At 67.0% G+C, this 17,881-nt stretch carries 16 protein-coding genes and 1 riboswitch; of the genes, 5 read left to right on the top strand and 11 right to left on the bottom strand.

Annotated features, from left to right (window positions below; translation table 11 throughout):
• Window positions 1-28 precede the first annotated feature (28 nt).
• The 5 genes from ACGTN6_RS10090 to ACGTN6_RS10070 all read right to left on the bottom strand — a co-directional run bounded on the left by ACGTN6_RS10090 (window position 29) and on the right by ACGTN6_RS10070 (window position 5,838).
• Window positions 29-673, bottom strand: coding sequence for a DUF1850 domain-containing protein (locus ACGTN6_RS10090; protein WP_394591335.1), 645 nt, complete (start codon window positions 671-673; stop codon window positions 29-31).
• A gap of 11 nt (window positions 674-684) precedes the next feature.
• The gene (locus ACGTN6_RS10085) at window positions 685-1,647 is read right to left on the bottom strand and encodes a TAXI family TRAP transporter solute-binding subunit (protein WP_394591334.1); all 963 of its coding nucleotides are present in this window, start codon (window positions 1,645-1,647) and stop codon (window positions 685-687) included.
• Window positions 1,648-1,966: 319 nt separating this feature from the next.
• Window positions 1,967-3,163, bottom strand: a complete 1,197-nt coding sequence (lhgO, locus tag ACGTN6_RS10080; RefSeq protein ID WP_394591333.1) for an L-2-hydroxyglutarate oxidase — start codon at window positions 3,161-3,163, stop codon at window positions 1,967-1,969.
• Window positions 3,164-3,261: 98 nt separating this feature from the next.
• Entirely contained in the window at window positions 3,262-4,233 is a 972-nt protein-coding gene (gene glaH / locus ACGTN6_RS10075) for a glutarate dioxygenase GlaH (RefSeq protein WP_394591332.1), read from the bottom strand.
• A 165-nt stretch (window positions 4,234-4,398) separates the two neighbouring features.
• Window positions 4,399-5,838: an APC family permease gene (locus tag ACGTN6_RS10070; RefSeq protein WP_394591331.1), complete on the bottom strand. Its 1,440-nt coding sequence runs from the start codon at window positions 5,836-5,838 to the stop codon at window positions 4,399-4,401.
• Between the two features lie 275 nt (window positions 5,839-6,113).
• Between ACGTN6_RS10070 and ACGTN6_RS10065 the strand changes: the two genes are divergently transcribed.
• Complete coding sequence (locus ACGTN6_RS10065) at window positions 6,114-6,392, top strand: XRE family transcriptional regulator (protein ID WP_394591329.1); 279 nt, start codon at window positions 6,114-6,116, stop codon at window positions 6,390-6,392.
• Window positions 6,393-6,483: 91 nt separating this feature from the next.
• Window positions 6,484-7,155 (top strand): hypothetical protein, encoded by a 672-nt coding sequence (locus tag ACGTN6_RS10060; RefSeq protein ID WP_394591327.1) that lies wholly within the window; start codon window positions 6,484-6,486, stop codon window positions 7,153-7,155.
• Between the two features lie 7 nt (window positions 7,156-7,162).
• On the opposite strand, the gene ACGTN6_RS10055 is transcribed toward ACGTN6_RS10060, so the two are convergent.
• From ACGTN6_RS10055 to ACGTN6_RS10045, 3 genes are all read right to left on the bottom strand, one after another.
• Entirely contained in the window at window positions 7,163-8,716 is a 1,554-nt protein-coding gene (locus ACGTN6_RS10055; RefSeq protein WP_394591326.1) for a hypothetical protein, read from the bottom strand.
• Between the two features lie 5 nt (window positions 8,717-8,721).
• Window positions 8,722-10,410 carry a dihydroxy-acid dehydratase gene (gene ilvD, locus ACGTN6_RS10050; RefSeq protein WP_394591324.1) on the bottom strand — a complete coding sequence of 563 codons (1,689 nt, stop codon included), beginning with the start codon at window positions 10,408-10,410 and terminating at the stop codon, window positions 8,722-8,724.
• 71 nt (window positions 10,411-10,481) lie between these two features.
• A complete protein-coding gene (locus ACGTN6_RS10045) occupies window positions 10,482-11,870 on the bottom strand; it encodes a sodium:solute symporter family transporter (RefSeq protein WP_394591322.1) in 1,389 nt (462 codons plus the stop codon).
• A riboswitch (TPP riboswitch) is annotated at window positions 11,860-11,969 on the bottom strand. It overlaps the preceding gene by 11 nt.
• Before the next feature lie 116 nt (window positions 11,970-12,085).
• Here ACGTN6_RS10045 and ACGTN6_RS10040 point away from each other — a divergent pair.
• Window positions 12,086-12,763 (top strand): hypothetical protein, encoded by a 678-nt coding sequence (locus ACGTN6_RS10040; protein ID WP_394591320.1) that lies wholly within the window; start codon window positions 12,086-12,088, stop codon window positions 12,761-12,763.
• 4 nt (window positions 12,764-12,767) lie between these two features.
• On the opposite strand, the gene ACGTN6_RS10035 is transcribed toward ACGTN6_RS10040, so the two are convergent.
• From ACGTN6_RS10035 to ACGTN6_RS10025, 3 genes are all read right to left on the bottom strand, one after another.
• Window positions 12,768-13,538 (bottom strand): HNH endonuclease, encoded by a 771-nt coding sequence (locus tag ACGTN6_RS10035; RefSeq protein WP_394591319.1) that lies wholly within the window; start codon window positions 13,536-13,538, stop codon window positions 12,768-12,770.
• Between the two features lie 63 nt (window positions 13,539-13,601).
• A complete protein-coding gene (locus ACGTN6_RS10030) occupies window positions 13,602-14,189 on the bottom strand; it encodes a peroxidase-related enzyme (RefSeq protein ID WP_394591318.1) in 588 nt (195 codons plus the stop codon).
• Window positions 14,190-14,340: 151 nt separating this feature from the next.
• Window positions 14,341-15,840: a CoA-acylating methylmalonate-semialdehyde dehydrogenase gene (locus tag ACGTN6_RS10025; protein WP_394591317.1), complete on the bottom strand. Its 1,500-nt coding sequence runs from the start codon at window positions 15,838-15,840 to the stop codon at window positions 14,341-14,343.
• 232 nt (window positions 15,841-16,072) lie between these two features.
• On the opposite strand from ACGTN6_RS10025, the gene ACGTN6_RS10020 reads away from it, so the two are divergent.
• Together ACGTN6_RS10020 and ACGTN6_RS10015 are read left to right on the top strand one after the other, a co-directional pair.
• Window positions 16,073-17,068 (top strand): LysR family transcriptional regulator, encoded by a 996-nt coding sequence (locus ACGTN6_RS10020; RefSeq protein ID WP_394591315.1) that lies wholly within the window; start codon window positions 16,073-16,075, stop codon window positions 17,066-17,068.
• A complete protein-coding gene (locus ACGTN6_RS10015; protein WP_394591314.1) occupies window positions 17,065-17,874 on the top strand; it encodes a hypothetical protein in 810 nt (269 codons plus the stop codon). The genes ACGTN6_RS10020 and ACGTN6_RS10015 overlap by 4 nt, the downstream gene beginning before the upstream one ends.
• The last annotated feature ends 7 nt before the right edge of the window (window positions 17,875-17,881 follow it).

Genomic DNA, 17,881 nt, shown 5'->3' with positions numbered 1-17,881 from the left:
CGTCTCTCTCGAAGATACGATGTCATGTTCAGGGATCCGCGTTGTCGTGGCCTCGGGATTCCGGGGCCAGCGCTTCCAGCGACAACATCACGCGCTGGTTGGCGGCGCGCTCGCTGAGGCTGACGACCACCGGCGGCTCGCCGGCCATGGCGATCAGGTCATCGGCATAGCGATCGCCGACGCCGCAGTCGCGGGCCTCATCCAGCAGCGTCGCCAGGCTCGTCCCGTCCAGGCGGCTGACCAGGCGGTGGTCGACACGCATCGCCCCGACCCGTAGCCGGTAAGCGGCACCGGGCACCGGCTCGTCAAGATCCTCGATCCAGTAGCCGCCCTGGCCGTCAGAGACCTGGTGCCCGCGCCCGGGGATGTGATCGAGGCCGGCAGCAAAGTCCGGCAGGTGGCTGCGCTGGAGCACCATGCGGCCATCGATGTTGCGATAACAGTCGTGAACGGTGAAGCCCTCGACCGAGTGGTTCCAGGCCAGGCACCAGCCATCGCCTTCCGACATCGGCAAGCGCACCAGCAACTGCCCTTCGGCGTTCCGCACCCGCAGTTCATGGCTCGGGCACTCGGCCAGCGCCGGCGCCACCATCGTCAGCATTGCCATCGCCAGGACCAGCCACGACAAGGGGGCGAGCCCGGCGGCTCGCCCCTTGATCATCGGTGATGGCATGGCAGCGCCCCTCAGGGACGCTGACGGTCGGCGATCTCGGCGCCCACTTCCTCGTAGTAGCGCAGCGCGCCGGGGTGGAAGGCGATGGGCGTGGACTCGACGCTGAACTCGACGGTAGTGTCGTTGGCCGCCGGGTGGATGGCGATAAGCTGGTCGGTATGTTCGAACAGCGTCTTGGTGATCTGGTAGGCCAGTTCCTCGTCCATCTCACTGCTCACCGCTAACACGTTGGGAATGCCGATGGACTGGACCGGCTCCTCCATGCCCTCGTAGAGCCCCGCCTTGAGCTGGTAGGCGGCGAACACCGGCTCCTCGCCCTGGGCGTTGGCGACCTCTTCGTCGGTCAGGCCAACCAGGCGGATATCGCGAGTAGTGGCCAGGTTCATGATCGAGCTGGTGGGCGGCCCCACGCTCCAGAAGCCGGCATCGATGTCGCCGTCGCGGATCGCGTCGGCAGTCTCGTTGAAGTTGAGGCGGCGGGCGTCGATGTCGTCATAGGTGATGCCGTTGGCCTCCAGCAGAGTGCTGGCATTGATCTCGGTACCGCTGCCCGGCGCACCCACCGACACGACCTTGCCCTTCAGATCCGCCAGCGACTCGATGCCGGAGTCCGCCATGGTGACGATCTGCACGGCGTTGGGATAGATCGAGGCCAAGGCGCGGATGTTCTCGAGCTGGCGGCCCTCGAAGTCGCCGGTGCCGTTGTAGGCCTGGTAGACGGTATCGGCCAGGGCCAGCGCCAGGTCGGAATCGCCGCGCCAGACCAGCCCCATGTTCTCGACCGAGGCCCCGGTGACCTCGGCCACGGCATCGTATCCCTCAACATGCTCGTTGATCAGCTCGGCCAGGCCACCGCCGTAGGGATAGTAGGTGCCGCCCGTGCCGCCCGTGGCGATGGACAGCTGCTGCTGGGCCAGGGCCGCGGGTGCCGCCACCAGCAGGGTGGCCGCCAGGGCCGTCTTGAGTGCGCGCATGAAAGAGTCCTCCCTCGCGAATATCGCGGAGCTTGTTGTCCTTGTGGGGCGATACGGGCTCAGTCAACCACCGGGCGCCGCCGCCTGCAAAAACGCTAGCAGGCGCCAGGCAAAGCGGCCAGACCACTAATGTCGATACGCGCTACAACTTTAGCCAATGACGAAATATTGCAGACATTCTGTCTCAACATGCTGAAAAACGGCTTGAAAGCCCCATTCGCGTGGGTCGCACGCTGCGTTTCCCGGCTTCCTCGCCCGTCTTTCACTCACTTTCCGCCACCGTCTACCCCTTCCTCAGCCTCTCGTTTCAACGTCGAACTCACTCACCAACCAGCGCCTTCACCTTGGTGACGATATGCGCGCCAATGGGCAGCGCCGAGGTGGCGGCCGGCGACGGGGCATTGCCGACATTGACGGTTCGCGGCGTGTTGACGAACAGGAAGTCGTCGACCAGCTTGCCGTCCCGGGACACCGCCTGGGCGCGCACCCCAGCAGGATAGGGCTCCAGGTCGTCAAGAGTGAGGCTCGGGCAATACTTGCGCACAAGCTCCAGGTATCCGCGCCTGTGCAGGGAGTTCTTCATCTCGACCAGCCCCGGACGCAGATTCCTACCCAGCACCTTGAGGATGCCAGGATTGGTGAACATCTGCGCCAGGTCACGGGGAGAGACGTCGCGACGGCGATATCCCTCGCGCTTGAGGGCCAGCACGGCGTTGGGGCCCACGGTGACCGAGCCGTCGATCATGCGCGTCAGATGCACGCCCAGAAACGGCATCGAGGGATCCGGGATCGGATAGATCAGATGGTTGACGATGGCGTTGTGGCGCTCGAGCAGCCGATAGTACTCGCCGCGGAAGGGGCAGATGGTGAACCCCGGATCCTGGCCCAGCATGCGAATCACCCGGTCTGCCATCAGCCCCGAGCAGCTCACCAGGTAGCGGCCGCTGAACTCGCCCGCCGTGGTGGAGACCACGACCTCCTGGCGACGCTCGGCAAGCCCGGTGACCTCCGCCCCGAAGCGCACCTCTCCGCCCAAGCGTTCGAACTCGGCGGCCATGGCCCGGGTCACGGCGGCATAGTCGACGATACCGCTGGACGGCACGAAGATGCCGCCGACGCCGGTGATGTTGGGCTCCCGCTCGGCGAGCGCCTCGGCCCCCAGCCACTCACGCGTGAGGCCGTTGGCCTCGGTGCGCTCCCACAGCGCCTGCATGCGCTGCATCTCCAGGTCGTTGGTGGCCACCAGCAGCTTGCCGCAGCTCTCGAAGGGAATGTCGTGGGCCTCGCAGAAGGCCTTGGTGGCCCGATTGCCTTCCAGGCAGAAGCGCGCCTTGAGACTGCCCGGGGTGTAGTAGACCCCGGCATGAATCACTCCGCTGTTGTGGCCGGTCTGGTGGCGCGCCGCCTCGCGCTCCTTCTCCACCACCAGCATCCGGCGATCCGGATAGGCCTGCTTGAGCTGCATGGCGGTGGACATGCCCAGGATACCGCCGCCGATGATGATGAAATCGTACATGCCGTCCTCTTGTGCCAATGCGACGACCACGCCGCGATGGCGGCGTGGCCGGATCAGGGTACCTCATTGTCGAGGCGTCGCGCCCCGCACGGCTGCGCTCAACGCTGGCGCAGGGTGCTGGCGTGGGTGAAGTAGCCCCGCTGGCGCATCAGTTCGCGGCGCAGCTCCGGATGCGGTGTGAAGCGATCGCGCCCGTGCAGCCAGAAGTGGTTGTTGATCAGCAGGAAGCTGCCTACCGGATTGGGCACCGAGAGAATCCCCGCGCTGCTCTCCAGGGATTCGGAGAGATCGCTCAGCCAGTTGCCCTCCTCGAAGTCCTTCGGCTGCACGAACTGATCGATGTAAGACATGATCGGCCGCCCCTCGCGATCCACGTCGAACACCGCATGAAAGACGTCCTTGGCGACCCTCTTGCTGGGCGGCGCGGCCCAACGCATCTCGCGGCGTGCCAACGGATGGCGATAGAAGCACTCCAGGTGCTCCCAGTCGTCAAGGTGCAGCAGCAGCGAGTCTCCGCCCTGCATGTGCCGCTCGTCGATCTTCATCATCAGCACGTAGTCGGTGTCCTGCTCGACGAAGGTGCCGTCGTTGTGCAGCTCCATCACCCGGTGCGGCTGACGCAGGTAGCTGTCGGACTCGTCGACGTTCTTCACCACGAAGCGCGCGTAGTACTGGCCGCTCATGGCATCGAAGTTGGAGCGCCCCATCAAGTGCGCCACGGCGGTGGCGAACTTGACCATGTCGTCGGCCTGTTCGACGTCGTCGAGACCTTCGGGCACCACCTGCAGCCCGCCGGTCTGGCGATCCACCAGGGTGTTGATCAGCACCGGCTGCAGGGTATTGCCGCACAGATCGTCGAGGATCTTCGCCACCCGGAAGCGCAGCATCGACTTGTACTCCAGGGCCTGCACCGGCCAGTCGGCCACGGCGGCGAGGAAGGCTTCGACCACCTCACGGCAGAACGTCATTTTCAGCAGACGCGGCGACTGCGTCGAGGGCGTCAGGGTGAAGCCTTGGATGTCGGTGGGCAGCGGCATGGCGATGGCGGGAATCCGGGTCAGCGCGGTCATCTGGGTCTCCATGGTCTCGAGCGTTGATGATTAAAAAATATCTACATTTTTAAAAATCGTCAACATAAAAGCACTTTATCCTCATGCGCTCCTCATCGATCGCCCAACGCAAGAACCCCGGCCTCAGGGCCGGGGTTCGGGGTCAAACGGCGTCGACGCGGACGATCAGGGCTTTGAAGAAGGGGCGGCGCCCCGCAACTCACGCTGCATCACGGCATCGCTGTAGGAGATGCCGTAGCGGGCCCGCGACCAGGCATAAAGCGCCAGTCCCAGCAGCATCCAGCCACCGAACAGCGACCACTCCAGCGGCGACAGCGCGGACGGGCTGCCGGGCAGATAGAGACCGATCAGCGCCAGCGACAGGATCACCGATAGCGCGCCCACCGTCTTGCCGCGGCGCACGCGGAAGGGACGCGGCATGTCCGGCTCGCGGCGACGCAGCAGCACGAAGGACAGCGACACGAACAGATAGGCGACGACGATGCCCAACCCTCCGGCGACCACTAGCCAGACCAGCGCCGGCCGACCGAGCAAGGGGGCCGCGGCAGACAGCCCCCCCATCACCAGGATGGCGTTGGTGGGCGTACGGTGCTTGGGATGCAGCCTAGCGAGGAAGGCCGGCAGCATGCCGGAGTGCGCGAGAGCGTAGATGGCCCGGGAGCCGCCGATGTAGAAGGCGTTCCAGCTGGTGATGATGCCGGCGATACCGGCCAGGATCATCAGGTTGCCCGCCCAGGGCGCCTGGAAGACCGCCTGCATGGCGTCGGGCACCGCCAGCGAACTCTCGCCCAGCGCCGCCGGATCCAGCATCAGCGCGGTGCCAAGAATGATGAAGGCGTACCAGAACACCGCCAGGATCACCGAGATCATCAGCACCCGGCCAATCTCCTTGAACGGCAGGTCGATCTCCTCGGCGGCCTGAGGAATCACGTCGAAGCCGACGAACATGAAGGGCACCATGATGATCACCGTCATGATGCCGCCGACGACGCCCTGTTCGACATTGAACAGCGGTTCGAGGGTGGTGGCGCTGCCCTCGAACAGGGCGCCGGTGATGAACATCACGCCTACCGCCAGGATCAGCAGGGTCACTACCTTCTGCACCAGAGCCGCGGTGCGCACGCCGAGGTAGTTGATCCAGGTCATCACTAGCGAGCCGGCCACGCCGACCGCCACCCAGGTAGCCTTCACGTCCCAGCCGGCAATCGTCCACAGCTGCCCGACCGCGTAGTCCGGAAACAAGTGCTCGACCACCGTGGGCAGCGCCACGGCCTCGAAGGCCACCACGCTGACATAGCCAAGGGTGATCGCCCAGGTGCAGAGAAACGAGGCGAAATGCCCCATGGCCCGGTAGCTATAGACGTGCTCACCGCCGACCTGAGGCATCGCCGAGGCGAGTTCGGCGTAGGTCAGGCCCACCAGCACGATCACCGCGCCGCCGAGCAAAAAGGCAGTGATGGCGCCCAGGCTGCCCGCCGACTGGATCCAGCTGCCGGTCAACACGATCCATCCCCAGCCGATCATGGCGCCGAAGGCCAGGGCCAGCACGTCCTTGCGCGCGAGCACTCGCGTCAGCTGTGTCGCTTGCGTCGGGTCGTTGTTCATATACCTCTCCCATTTAGAAGATTTTTTGTATTAATTAATATTTTTTTTAAAATCATCGACAAAATAGCTCCTCTTCTTCGCCGTCACAAGTCACCCGAGCAACGTCCCGACTACAACCTTGGTCGCAACCCATCGCCTACCGACCCGACAAGGCCTGGCACCGCGGGCTGCTTGAAGGCCCCTCGTTAGAGGTCAAGAGAGAGGACATTTCGGGGCTAGCGAAACCCGAAAAAAGCCTTCATGCTGTAGCGGTCGATTCTGTCCTCTGGAGCATCATGAGCACGGCAAGCCCCTCCACCCGCGCGGATCGCGTCGAACCTCCGCCAAGGTGCCCTGACCTCGACGTCAGGGATCTCGAACAACGCACGCGCCTGATGCGCATCATCACCCGGCTGATCGCCGTATCGGATCTCGGCAACCGCGAGATCGCCCGCCGAGCGGGACTGCCAATGCAGAAGATCAGCGACCTCCTCGCCGGACGCCTGGAGCAGCTCACCCTCGACGAGCTCCAGACACTGCGCCGGACCATCGACCACGAACTCACTCCGCCCTAGCCGCCCGGCACCTCGCTGCGCGACCAGGGCTCGGGCCGGACTCCGCCGGCCCGACTCGCCTCATGGATTCGAGACACTAGGGAGATTCCCAATGCGACACCTCGTGACCGGCCTGCTGTTGGCCGCCTCGCTGCCCGCCCTGGCCGACGGCAAGGCCACCCTGGAGAGCCATTCCGCCCAGGGCAGCGCCACCATGGAAGTCAGTTGGGCAGGTGACGACCTGCGCATGGACTTCCCCCAGCAAGCCCAGGCGGGCTTCATGCTGCTCAAGGACGGCAAGGGCTACATGGTCAGCCAGATGCAGGGGCAGACCATGGTCATGGATCTGGCCCAGCTCAAGGAAATGGCTGAAGGCATGGGCGGCGACAAGGCCGCGGCCGGGCTCACCGACCAGCAGGCCAGCTCGGTCGATTCCCTGGAGGCCACCGGCGAGCAGGAGACCATCGCCGGCCTGGAGGGCGACGTCTATCGCCTGCAGTGGACCGACAAGGCCGGCAACGCTCACGACGACACCCTGGTGCTGAGCGACGATCCCCAGGTTCGCGAGCTGATGACCGCATTTCATGCCTACCAGCGGACCATGACCGGCGAGCCGGACCCCATCGCCACGGAACTGGAAGAGCGGGAGCTCGGCATGCTGCGCTTCAGCGACCGCTTCCAGATCGCCGAACTGTCCGACGAGACGCCGCAAGCCGATATCTTCGTACTGCCCGAGGACGCCATGACCTTCGAGGACATGATGCGCTCGGCCATCTCGGAGTAACGCCGCCTCACGGCAGCGCGAAGGCCGCCTCGAACAGGTAAGGCTCGTCGAAGTGGCGTCGCCCCACGAACACCGTGGCGTGAGTGCCCCACTGGCGCATGGCGCCAGGGCTGCGGATTCCCGCCGGCCAAAGCAGGAAGCGCTCGCGCCGCGCCGACGCCGACACGATGCCCTCGGGCCCGTAAAGGCTGCGCCGCCCGCCGCTCGGCAGTACCAGGGAACGCTGGCCGAAGCGCGGCGGCTCGCGGGCCAGGGTCAGCGCATACGTCGCCTGTGATGGCTGCGATGCTCTCGCCGATTCGACCCCGACCAGATAATGGCTGACCGCCGCCAGGCGCAGCCTCAGACGCTCGCCCTCTCCTCTCGGGTGTGCCGACATCGGCGTCAGCGGCGCCTCGCGCAGGTCGTGGTCCGCCGCCACCGACACTCGGCGCAGCGGCGGCACCGGAAAGAACAGGTGATAGCAGCCACAGGCATGGATGCTGTCGTAGATCAGCGGCCGGCCGTCCTCGCCCAGGGTCACCCGCCAGATCACGCCGTCCAGACGCCCGCCGAGGATGTCGAAGGCCCCGCTGCGCGTGCGTGCCGGAAACCACAGCGTGTAGACCAGCTGCGGCAGCACGGCGCCATGGAAACGGGTATGGGCCAGGCGCACGTCCACCTCCGGCCGCGTGGTGTCCACGCCCGGCCGCGGGCCCGCCGCACCACGCCGCCAGACGGGCGTACCCGGGCGATCGTCGTGACTGCGCGTCTCAATGGCGAAGGCCGGGGCATGGTAGGCCGCCAGGCGCCGCAGGCGGGCGTCATCCAGCGCCAGCATCCCTAGCGGACTGCGCGGCGCCTCGCGCACCAGCCGGGCGGCCGAGGCGGCGTCCAGCCCCTCGGCCGCCAACGGCTCGGGCGCATAGCGACGCACCTCGGCGCTCGCCGGGAAGGGCCGACCGAACGTCGCCAGATACTCTTCCCGCCAGCGAGTATAGCCCCAGGCCAGCCCTAGCCGGGTCAACGGATAGAGCCCCAGCACCCGCCAGCTATCGACGTAGTGGTCGGGCATCTCGATCGCCTCATGCAGCGCCCTGCGCGCCGGGCGATCCTCCGACCCGCGCAGTTCCTCATCAAGCAGTTCTTTGCCCAGCAGTTCTTTGCCCAACAGGCGCTCGGCACAGGCATTGACGGCCGCGGCCGGGGCATCACCGAAGCGCCGGGTCAGGCGCTGTCGGGCCTCGGCGGGCAGGTTGGCCGCCTCGATGCGACGCGCCCCGGCGTCCAGGCCGCGCAGCCGCGCCAACCAGTCGGCATGGCGCGGCGTCTCGGGAGAATCGCGCAGCTCGTCGGCGAAGCTCGCCAACAGCCGATCGGTGCGTAGATAGGGAAAGCCCGCGACGTGGGCCGCCCCGGCATCACCGACGCCGGCCTCGGCCACGGCGGCATCGAAGGCGGCGAGCCGGTCACGACACTGTCGCTGGTCCGGCGTCGGGTTGGCCCGCCAGGCCGGGGTCACGGCGCAGCCGGCGAGCCAGGCGACGCCGACCAGCGTCGCCAGCCACCGCCATCGGGTCACGACGACTAGACCGGGCGGTCGGTCACCGCGCCTTCGGAGGCCGGCCCGACCGTACGGGCGTATTTGGCCAGCACCCCGCGGGTATAACGCGGCGCCGGCTGCCGCCAGGCCGCACGCCTGCGCTCCAGTTCGGCGGCCTCCAGCGCCACCTCGAGGGTGTCTGCCTCGGCGTCGATGGTGATGGTGTCGCCGTCCTCCACCAGCGCCAATGGGCCGCCGTCGAAGGCCTCGGGGGTGACGTGGCCGACCACGAAGCCGTGACTGCCGCCCGAGAAGCGGCCATCGGTGATCAAGGCCACCTCGCTTCCGAGTCCGCGGCCCATGATCGCCGAGGTCGGGGTCAGCATCTCGCGCATGCCGGGTCCGCCCCGCGGTCCCTCGTAGCGGATCACCACCACGTCGCCGGCCACCACGCTACCGTCGTTGATGCGCGCCTGGGCCTCCTCCTCGGAGCCGAACACCCGCGCCGTGCCGGAGAAGCGGGTGCCCTCCTTGCCGGTGATCTTGGCCACCGCTCCCGCCGGGGCCAGGTTGCCGTAGAGGATGCGCAGGTGGCTCTGGGCTTTCAGCGGCGCCTCGAGCGGGGCGATGATGTCCTGGCCTTCCGGGTAGGGGGCGATGTCCGCCAGGTTCTCGGCCAGGGTCCGGCCGGTCACGGTCAGGCAATCGCCGTGCAGCAGCCCGGCCTCGAGCAGGGTCTTCATCAGCGGCTGGATGCCGCCGATCTCGACCAGCTCGCTCATCATGTACTGGCCGCTGGGCCGCAGGTCGGCCAGCACCGGCACTCGCTTCCCGATCGCCGTGAAGTCATCGAGGGTGATCGACACGCCGATGGCGTCGGCCATGGCGATCAGGTGCAGCACCGCATTGGTCGAGCCGCCCAGCGCGATGACCACGGTGATGGCGTTCTCGAAGGCCTCACGGGTCATGATGTCGACGGGCTTGATGTCGCGCTCGAGGAGCGCCAGCACCGCGGCGCCAGCGGCATGGCAGTCGTCGCGTTTCTCCTGCGACACGGCGTTCTGGGCCGAGCTGCCCGGCAGGCTCATGCCCAGCGCTTCGATCGCCGAGGCCATGGTGTTGGCGGTGTACATGCCGCCGCAGGCGCCAGGGCCGGGAATCGCCGTCTCCTCGATCTGCTTGAGCTCGATGCGGTCGAGATCGCCGCGAGAGTGCGCGCCCATGGCCTCGAACACCGAGACGATATCGGTGTGCCCTGCCCCGGGCAGGATGGTGCCGCCGTAGACGAAGACGCTGGGACGATTCAGCCGCGCCAGACCGATCAGGCAACCCGGCATGTTCTTGTCGCAGCCGCCGATGGCCACCAGGCCGTCGAAGCCCTCGCAGCCCGCCACCGTCTCGATGGAGTCGGCGATCACCTCCCGCGACACCAGCGAGTACTTCATGCCCTCGGTGCCGTTGGCAATGCCGTCGGAGATGGTGATGGTGTTGAAGACCACCCCCTTACCGCCGGCGGCATCGGCGCCATCGCTGGCCCGCTCGGCCAGCTCGCCGATGTGGCTGTTGCAGGGGGTGACCCGGCTCCAGGTGGAGGCGATCCCCACCTGGGGCTTGCTGAAGTCGGCGTCCTCGAAGCCCACCGCGCGCAGCATGGCACGGCTGGCCGACTTGCCGACGCCGTCCACCACCGGGGCGGAATGGCGTCGACGCGGATCCTGGGGCGTATCGCTCATGGCATGGTCTCCTCGGCTCGGTCACAGTGAACCTTCAGAGGGTGGCCGCCTGCGCCCGTGCTGGCAACCGTTCAGACCGTGCGATGGACCTCGGCCGGTCGCCACCAGGCCACCAGCAGGGCGACCAGGCTGGAGGCCACCAGCGCCCCGAGGAAGGGCGGCAGGGTCGGCACGCCACCGGGGAAGCTCGCCGCCAGCAGGCCCTGGACCAGGCTGCCGGAGGCGACCCAGCCCGGCAGCGCGGCACCAACCAGGCCGGCCACCCCGCCGGCCACGGCCGCGGCGGCGCTCATCCGCGCCCACAGCCCGAGCAGCACCGGTATCACGATGGCGGCGCACAGCAGATCGGCAATCAGGAACAGCCGCAGCACCGAGAGCCCCTGCAAGGCGATCGCCACCACCGGCACCATCAGCGCCACAGTGACCCAACGGGCCGCGCCCAGCGACAGGCCACGACGGCCGCTGCCGGCCACCACCAGCGAAGCGATGCCGTTCTGCAGGGTATCGACGCTGGAGGCCACCAGGGTCACCGCCAGCACCAGAGCCGGCAGGGCCAGCCAGCCCGGCGCCTCGGCGAGTAGCGCGAAGAACGGAATCGGCGGCTCGCCAAGCGACACCCCGGCCATGGCGGCCAACATGCCAAGACCGCCGACCACCGCTACCACCAGCACGGTGGTCACGCCGCCCAGCCAGGCGCCGCGGCCCAGGGCACGCTCGTCCCGCGCCGCCCAGACTCGCTGCCAGTAGCCCTGGTGGAAGAGGTTGGCCGCGGTCACCGCGATCACCAGCGTCAGCGCCACGGAGAGAGCGTCACCGGCAGGGATCGACGGCAGCGAGGCGTCGACGGGCAGCGCAGGCAACCGGGCGAGCGCCACGCCGCCCACCACCAGCAGCAGGGCCAGCAGCAGCCAGGCCTGCCAGCGGTCGGTGGCAAGGCTAGCCCGCAGGCCACCCACCGCGGTGTAGAGCAGGGTCGCCACCGCCACCCCGATCACCACCAGGTTGACCGACACGTCGGACAGCAGGCCGGTGATGGCGCCGATGGCGGTCAGCTCGGCGGCCAGGAAGCAGCCCATGTAGAGCACCGAGACCAACGATACCCAGCGCCGCACGCCGGCGCCGAAACAGGCCTCGGCGTATTCGCCGATGCTGCGGCCCTCGGGCAGCCGGCGGCGGATGGCCGGCCCGAAAGCGCCGAGCACGATGAACGGCAGCGCCGAGCCGATCGCATAGCCGGCCAGACCCAGCGGCCCCACGAAGGCGCCGATCTCGGGCGGAGCAAAGAGGATCCAGGCACCCATGCCGGAGGCCAGGAAGGACAGCCCCAGGGTCGGAGCCGACTGGGAGTTGCGGGCGGTGACGTAGTCGTCGAGGGGGCCATCGGCCCGGCGGGCCCTGAGGCCCAGAACGGTAAAGCACAGCAGCGCCGCGCCGAGCACGGCAGACGTCAGGTAAGGCATGTCGCACTTCCTCCGCCGGTATGAACCGGATCAGGTTCCAGGGTCAGCGACGAACGCTCTCTCAGCCTCGCGCACGGCGAGACTCCCCTGGCGACAGTGAGTGAATTGTGAGGGCGACCCTCAAGCCACGACCGAGACGGCCGATATCGGTATCGCCCGACCAGCATGACACAACGACACCCGAATTCGAACGTCCCACACGCCGGAAGCCTGCCATGCCATTCACCGAAGCCAAGGAACATGCCCCCGGATGCCTGCACGGTATCTTCGCCGACCCCTATACCGCCTTCGACAATCTGGTCGGCGAACGCCTGCTCCACCTGCGCGTGGCCCTTCAGGCCCTGCTGGCGACGCCGATGCGTGAAGAATGCCTGACGCTGCGGGTGATCCACGGCTGGGAAAACGGCGGCTGCGCCGCCGGAGACCTGCGGCACAGCGACCACCGGCTGAATAACCTGGCGGACTATCGGGCCGTGGCCGAGCGCTACCACCGGGCCGCTGAGGCGCTCGCCCCACTGCCCCGTGACGAGGCATCGCTGCTCGCCGAGCCGCTGGCCGCTGCCATCGCCGCGGCCCGATCGGATGGCATCGAGGTCGACGCCGAGACGCGCAACAATCCCGCCCGCTGGTCGGCCTTCCCCTGGGGCCTGTCGCTGTACACCTTCTTCAAGGTCTATCACCGCCTGATCTACGGCGAGGACGACGCCTACCGCTCGATCCGCTGCGAGACGCCCGAGGGCAGCCGGCAGATCCACGAATTCCACCTGGAAGAAGGCGAGTTTGCCGTGGTCCTGCCCGCCGACGGCGAGCTCGGCCAAAGCGTGCTATTGCTGCATGAGAGCCAGCTAGGGCCGGTGGAGCAACTCATCGGAGAGAGCCTGATCGACCATTGAGGCACTATCGGCGAAAGCATTCCCGATAGTGCCAAGCGAGACAGTCACGATTGGGGAAAACCTCGGGTCCCAGACTCAAGGGCTTGCCATCGAGATCCTGTAGCTGGTGTTTCAGCTGCCCCACCACATCCGCATCGTTCAGCTCCGGCGCTATCCGGATGCGATCTCGGTCATCGATGGCCAAGAGCCCCATATCGAAGGCTCGATCATGCAATGCATTGAGACAGAGCCCGTTGGCCGGATCGAGACGCGATTCTGGCCGCGCTCGCCAGGGCACGATATGGCTGGCAATCAGCAGGTCTTCGTGGCGTAGGCCGGTGATCACGCAGCGTGTGTCATAGCGGATCATCACCGCCTTGCGGAAAAGAGGCTGGCCGAGACGCCGCTTCTGCAGGCCACTCGTTTCCTGGCCTGAGAAGTCGCCATATTTCTCGACGTTCGCGCTCTCTTCCTGCTCGTGGAACGCCAATTCCGCCCAGGCTTCCTCACACTCCTTCCCTACCTGCTCTGGGCTGGCAATCAATCGCTGCCAGAGCAGAGCATCCTGTCGAGAGGCACCGGAAAGGCCTTTCTTTCCAAGGGCCTGGACCTCGGGGTCGAGACTCGCATAGTTGGTGAGTTTCATCGCCACGGAGTTCACCGAGCGCCCCATGCGCTCGGCTAATACCATCACCTCCGGCCGACGCTTGTGTAGTTGTCCGAACGTCAGCTGACAATAGAGGAATAGTACCTGCAATCGATCCTGATCCGTCCAGGCTTTCCGTGCTACCCCCATGGCGTTCTCTTCCAGTTTCCTGGCACTAAACTACCTTGGCAGAGTGGAACGTTACCAGCGTACTCACACCTCCCTCGGCACCCGTCCCATCAGGTAGAACTCCTCGTTGGGCGGGGTGGCGGTGAGGGTCACCAGGCGATTGGACAGGCCGAAGAAGGCCGCGATGGCGCCGATGTCCCAGATGTCTTCCCGGGTGAAGCCGGCCTCGGTCAGCCGCGTCTCCCATTCGTCGGTGAGCTCGCCAACCTCCAGGCCGCTGTAGAGGGCGAAGTCGAGCATCACCCGGTGCCGCTCGTCGATCGGTGCGGTGCGATGGTTGATGGCCACCTGGTCGGCCAGCAGCGGATCCTTGCTATAGATCCGCACCAGCGCGCCGTGGGCCACCACACAATAGAGACAGCGATTGCGAGCGCTGGTGGCCACCACGATCATCTCCTTCTCGGCCTTGGTGAGCGTATCGGACTCGCGCTCCATCAGGGCGTCGTGATAGGCGAAGAAGGCCCGGAACTCCGCCGGCCGGTGGGCCAGCATCAGAAAGACGTTGGGCACGAAGCCGGCCTTTTCCTGCACCGCCAGGATGGCGTCGCGAATGTCTTCAGGCAGGTCATCGAGGGAATCGGGCACGGGGAAACGGCTGATGGGGGCGTTCATGGCGGCTCCTGGAGCGATGATCGTGACGGACTACACCCTTCTAGTTAACGTTAGCGTAAACTTAATTTCCACTCATCTTTCGTGGCCCACACATAAAGCGGCCCCGCCTCTATCGAGACGGGGCCGGCGGATGCCGTATCGCTGGCCGGAATCAGTGCAGCGAGATGGTGCTGTTGATACCGCTGGAGACGTTCTCGGGCTCGAACCAGCGAGCGGTGATCGTCTTGGTCTGGGTCCAGAAGGCGATGGCCTGCTTGCCGTTGGGCCCCAGGTCGCCGAGCTTGGAGGCCCGCGAGCCGGTGAAGCTGAAGTAGGCCACCGGCACCGGGATCGGCACGTTGATGCCCACCTGGCCGACGTCGATCTCGGTCTCGAAGCGCCGCGCCACCCAGCCGGAGTTGGTGAAGATCGAGGTGCCGTTGCCATTGGGGTTGGCGTTCACGAACTCGATCGCCTCGTCGAGGGTGTCGACGCTCACCACGCACAGCACCGGGCCGAAGATCTCCTCGCGATAGATGGTCATCTCGGCGGTGACGTCGCTGAACAGGGTCGGGCCGACGAAGTTGCCGTCCGGGTAGCCCTTCACCTGGCAGCCACGGCCGTCGACCAGCAGCCTGGCGCCTTCCCGCTCGCCGGTGGCGATCAGGTCCTCCACCCGCGCCTTGGCGGCCGGCGAGACCAGCGGGCCGAGATCGGCGTCGCGCTGGGTGCCGGGGCCGACCTTCATGTTGCGGGCGCTCTCGACCAGATCGTCGAGCCACTCGCGAGCCTCACCGACCAGTACCACCACCGAGTTGGCCATGCAGCGCTGGCCGGCGGCGCCGAAGGCCGAGCCCAGCAGGTTGTTGATCGCCTGGCTGCGGTTGGCATCGGGCATCACCACGCAGTGGTTCTTGGCACCCATCATCGCCTGGGCGCGCTTGCCGGCCTCGGAGGCGCGACGATAGAGGTGGGTGCCGACGTGGGTGGAGCCGATGAACGACATCGCCTTGATGTCCGGATGGTCGCAGAGGCGGTTGGCCACGTCCGGGCCGCCGTGCACCACGTTGAGCACTCCGGGCGGCACGCCGGCCTCGTGCGCCAGCTCGACCAGGCGCATGGTGGAGCTGGGATCCTGCTCGGAGGGCTTGAGCACGAAGGCGTTGCCGGTGGCGATGGCCAGCGGGAACATGAAGCAGGGCAGCATGATCGGGAAGTTGAAGGCGGTGATCCCGGCGCCCACGCCCAGCGGCTGGTTGAGGGTATAGACGTCGACCTCGGTGGCGGCGTTCTCGGCCAGCTCGCCGAGCTGCAGCGAGGTGATCGAGCAGGCGTGCTCTACCACCTCGAGGCCGCGGCCCACCTCGCCGGCGGCGTCGGGCAGCGTCTTGCCATGTTCCTCGGTGATCAGCGCGGCCAGCTCCTCGGTGTGCTCGCGAATCAGCGCCTGCAGCTTGAGCATGATGCGCTGCCGCTTGGCCAGCGGCGTCTTACGCCACTCCCGAAAGGCGGCCTTGGCGCTGGCCACGGCACGGTCGACCTCCTCCACGGTGCAGAAGGGCACCCGGGCGACGACCTCCTGGGTGGCCGGATTGACCACGTCGCGCCACTCCTGGCTCTGGGACGGCACGGCCTGGCCATCGATGTATAGCGGAATCTCTCGGACAGTCATGGTTGCGGCTCCTTGGCGGGCCCAGGAATGGATGGCTCGGCGTGCCACCCTCCTCCTATAGACCCAAGCATTGTGGTTGTTATCCGACATTCGACTTTATGTGCATATCGACAAGGCCATCTCACCGAAAGCGGGTGTTTCGAGTGTAGAAAGGAGGCGAATTGACAGGCAACCGCCAGGCGCGCACATTGCTTGTGCCATTATGCACAAGCAGATCAAACGGAGACGCCCCGTGATCCTCGACTGGCAGGACATCCAGCTGTTCCTCGAGGTGGCGCACACCGAGCGCCTCACCGAGGCCGCCCGACGCCTGGGCGTCGACCACTCCACCCTGTCGCGGCGCACCCGCCGCTTCGAGCAGCGGCTCAACGCCCAGCTGTTCGAGCGTAGCACCCACGGCTACCGGCTGACCGAGGCCGGCCAGCGGCTGCTGGCCCACGCCGAGGAAATGGCCCGACATGCCAACGAGGCCCTGGAGACGCTCAGCGACCAGAATCGCCAGCTCAGCGGCCAGATCCGCCTCGGCGTCACCGAGGGCTTCGGCACCTGGGTGATCACCCCGCTGCTGGCGGGGTTCGGCGAGCGCCATCCTCGCCTGACCCTGGACCTGCTGGCGCTGCCGCGGGTGGTCAACCTGAGCCGTCACGAGGCCGACCTGGCGATCACCGTGGAGCGTCCCGGCAGCGCCGGCCTGGTGACCTCGCGGCTGTGCGACTACCGGCTGCGCCTCTACGCCAGCCGCGGCTATCTAGCCCGACATGGCACCCCCGAGCGGCTCGCCGAGCTGGGCCAGCACCGACTGATCGGCTACGTCGACGACCTGATCTTCAGCGACCAGCTGCACTACCTGGATCCGCTGCTCGCCCCCGGCCGTATCGACACGCCTCCCCACTTCGGCATCCGCAGCACCAGCGTCACCGCGCAGTATCGCGCCGTTCGCCAGGGCGCCGGCCTGGCGATCCTGCCCTGCTTCATGGCCGAGCCCGACGACGACCTGGTCGCCGTGCTCGAGGATGAGGTGGAAGTGGTGCGCCAATTCTGGATCACCGCTCGCCAGGAGCAGCGACGGCTGTCCCGAGTCCGCCTGCTGTGGGACTTCCTGCGCGAGGCCGTCGAGGCCAACCGCGACCTGCTGATGGGCGAACGACGCGGCGAGCTGGTGATTCCCGCCGCCGAGCCATCCCCACCCAACGAGGCCTCGGAGGCCTCCTCGGAGCCGGCATCATGACTCGACGCCTCCCGCTGCTGGCGGCGCTGCTGCTGCTCGCCGCCCTGGCCTGGCTGGACCTGCCCCGCACCCTGGCCACCGAGACCCTCGACGCCGCCCTCGGCGACGCCTTCTCGGCCTTCGCCATCGCCAAGGGGCTCAACGCCAGCATCTCGGTGCTGCAGTCCTCGACCCTGGACTTCCAGGTCTTCCAGCTCTCGGTGGGTGAGGCGCTGGACCCAGCCAACGACATGATCGAGCGCTTCTCGTGGGTGATGTTCGCCGCTTCGGGGTCGCTGGCGCTGCAGAAGCTGCTGCTCGGCATTTCCTCGAGTGCCATCATCAAGGGCCTGCTGAGCCTGGCCTGCCTGATCGCCGCACTCGCGCTCGCCGGCAACGCACCGCGCTGGCGGCGTGCGGCGCTACGAGGCGTGCTGGTGTGCGCCTTCCTTCGCTTCGCCGTGGTCGCCGTCGCCCTGGCCAGCGGAATGGCCGAGCACGCCTTCCTGGAAGCCCCCAGGAGCCAAGCCATGACCGAACTGCGCAGCAGCCAGGAGCAACTGGAAACGCTGGCCGAGCGTCGCCTCGCCCAGGGCGAGGCCGACGACAGGAGCTGGTGGGAAGGCCTGACCGATCGCGTCGGCAGCCTGGTGGACAATCCGGTGGAAGGCATGACGGAACGCTTCGATGCCCTCACCGATCGCGTCATCGACCTGACCATGATCTTCATCACCCAGACGATGCTGTTTCCGCTGGGCTTCCTGTACCTGCTCTACCGGCTTGCCGCGGCCGGCATTCGTGAGTGGACACGCCCCCGGCGAGAATGACCGACAC

It is taken from the genome of Halomonas sp. B23F22_20 (genome assembly GCF_043496985.1).
Lineage (GTDB): Bacteria > Pseudomonadota > Gammaproteobacteria > Pseudomonadales > Halomonadaceae > Halomonas.
Note: the sequence above shows the minus strand (reverse complement) of the source record. Positions and strands in the feature narration are given on the sequence as shown.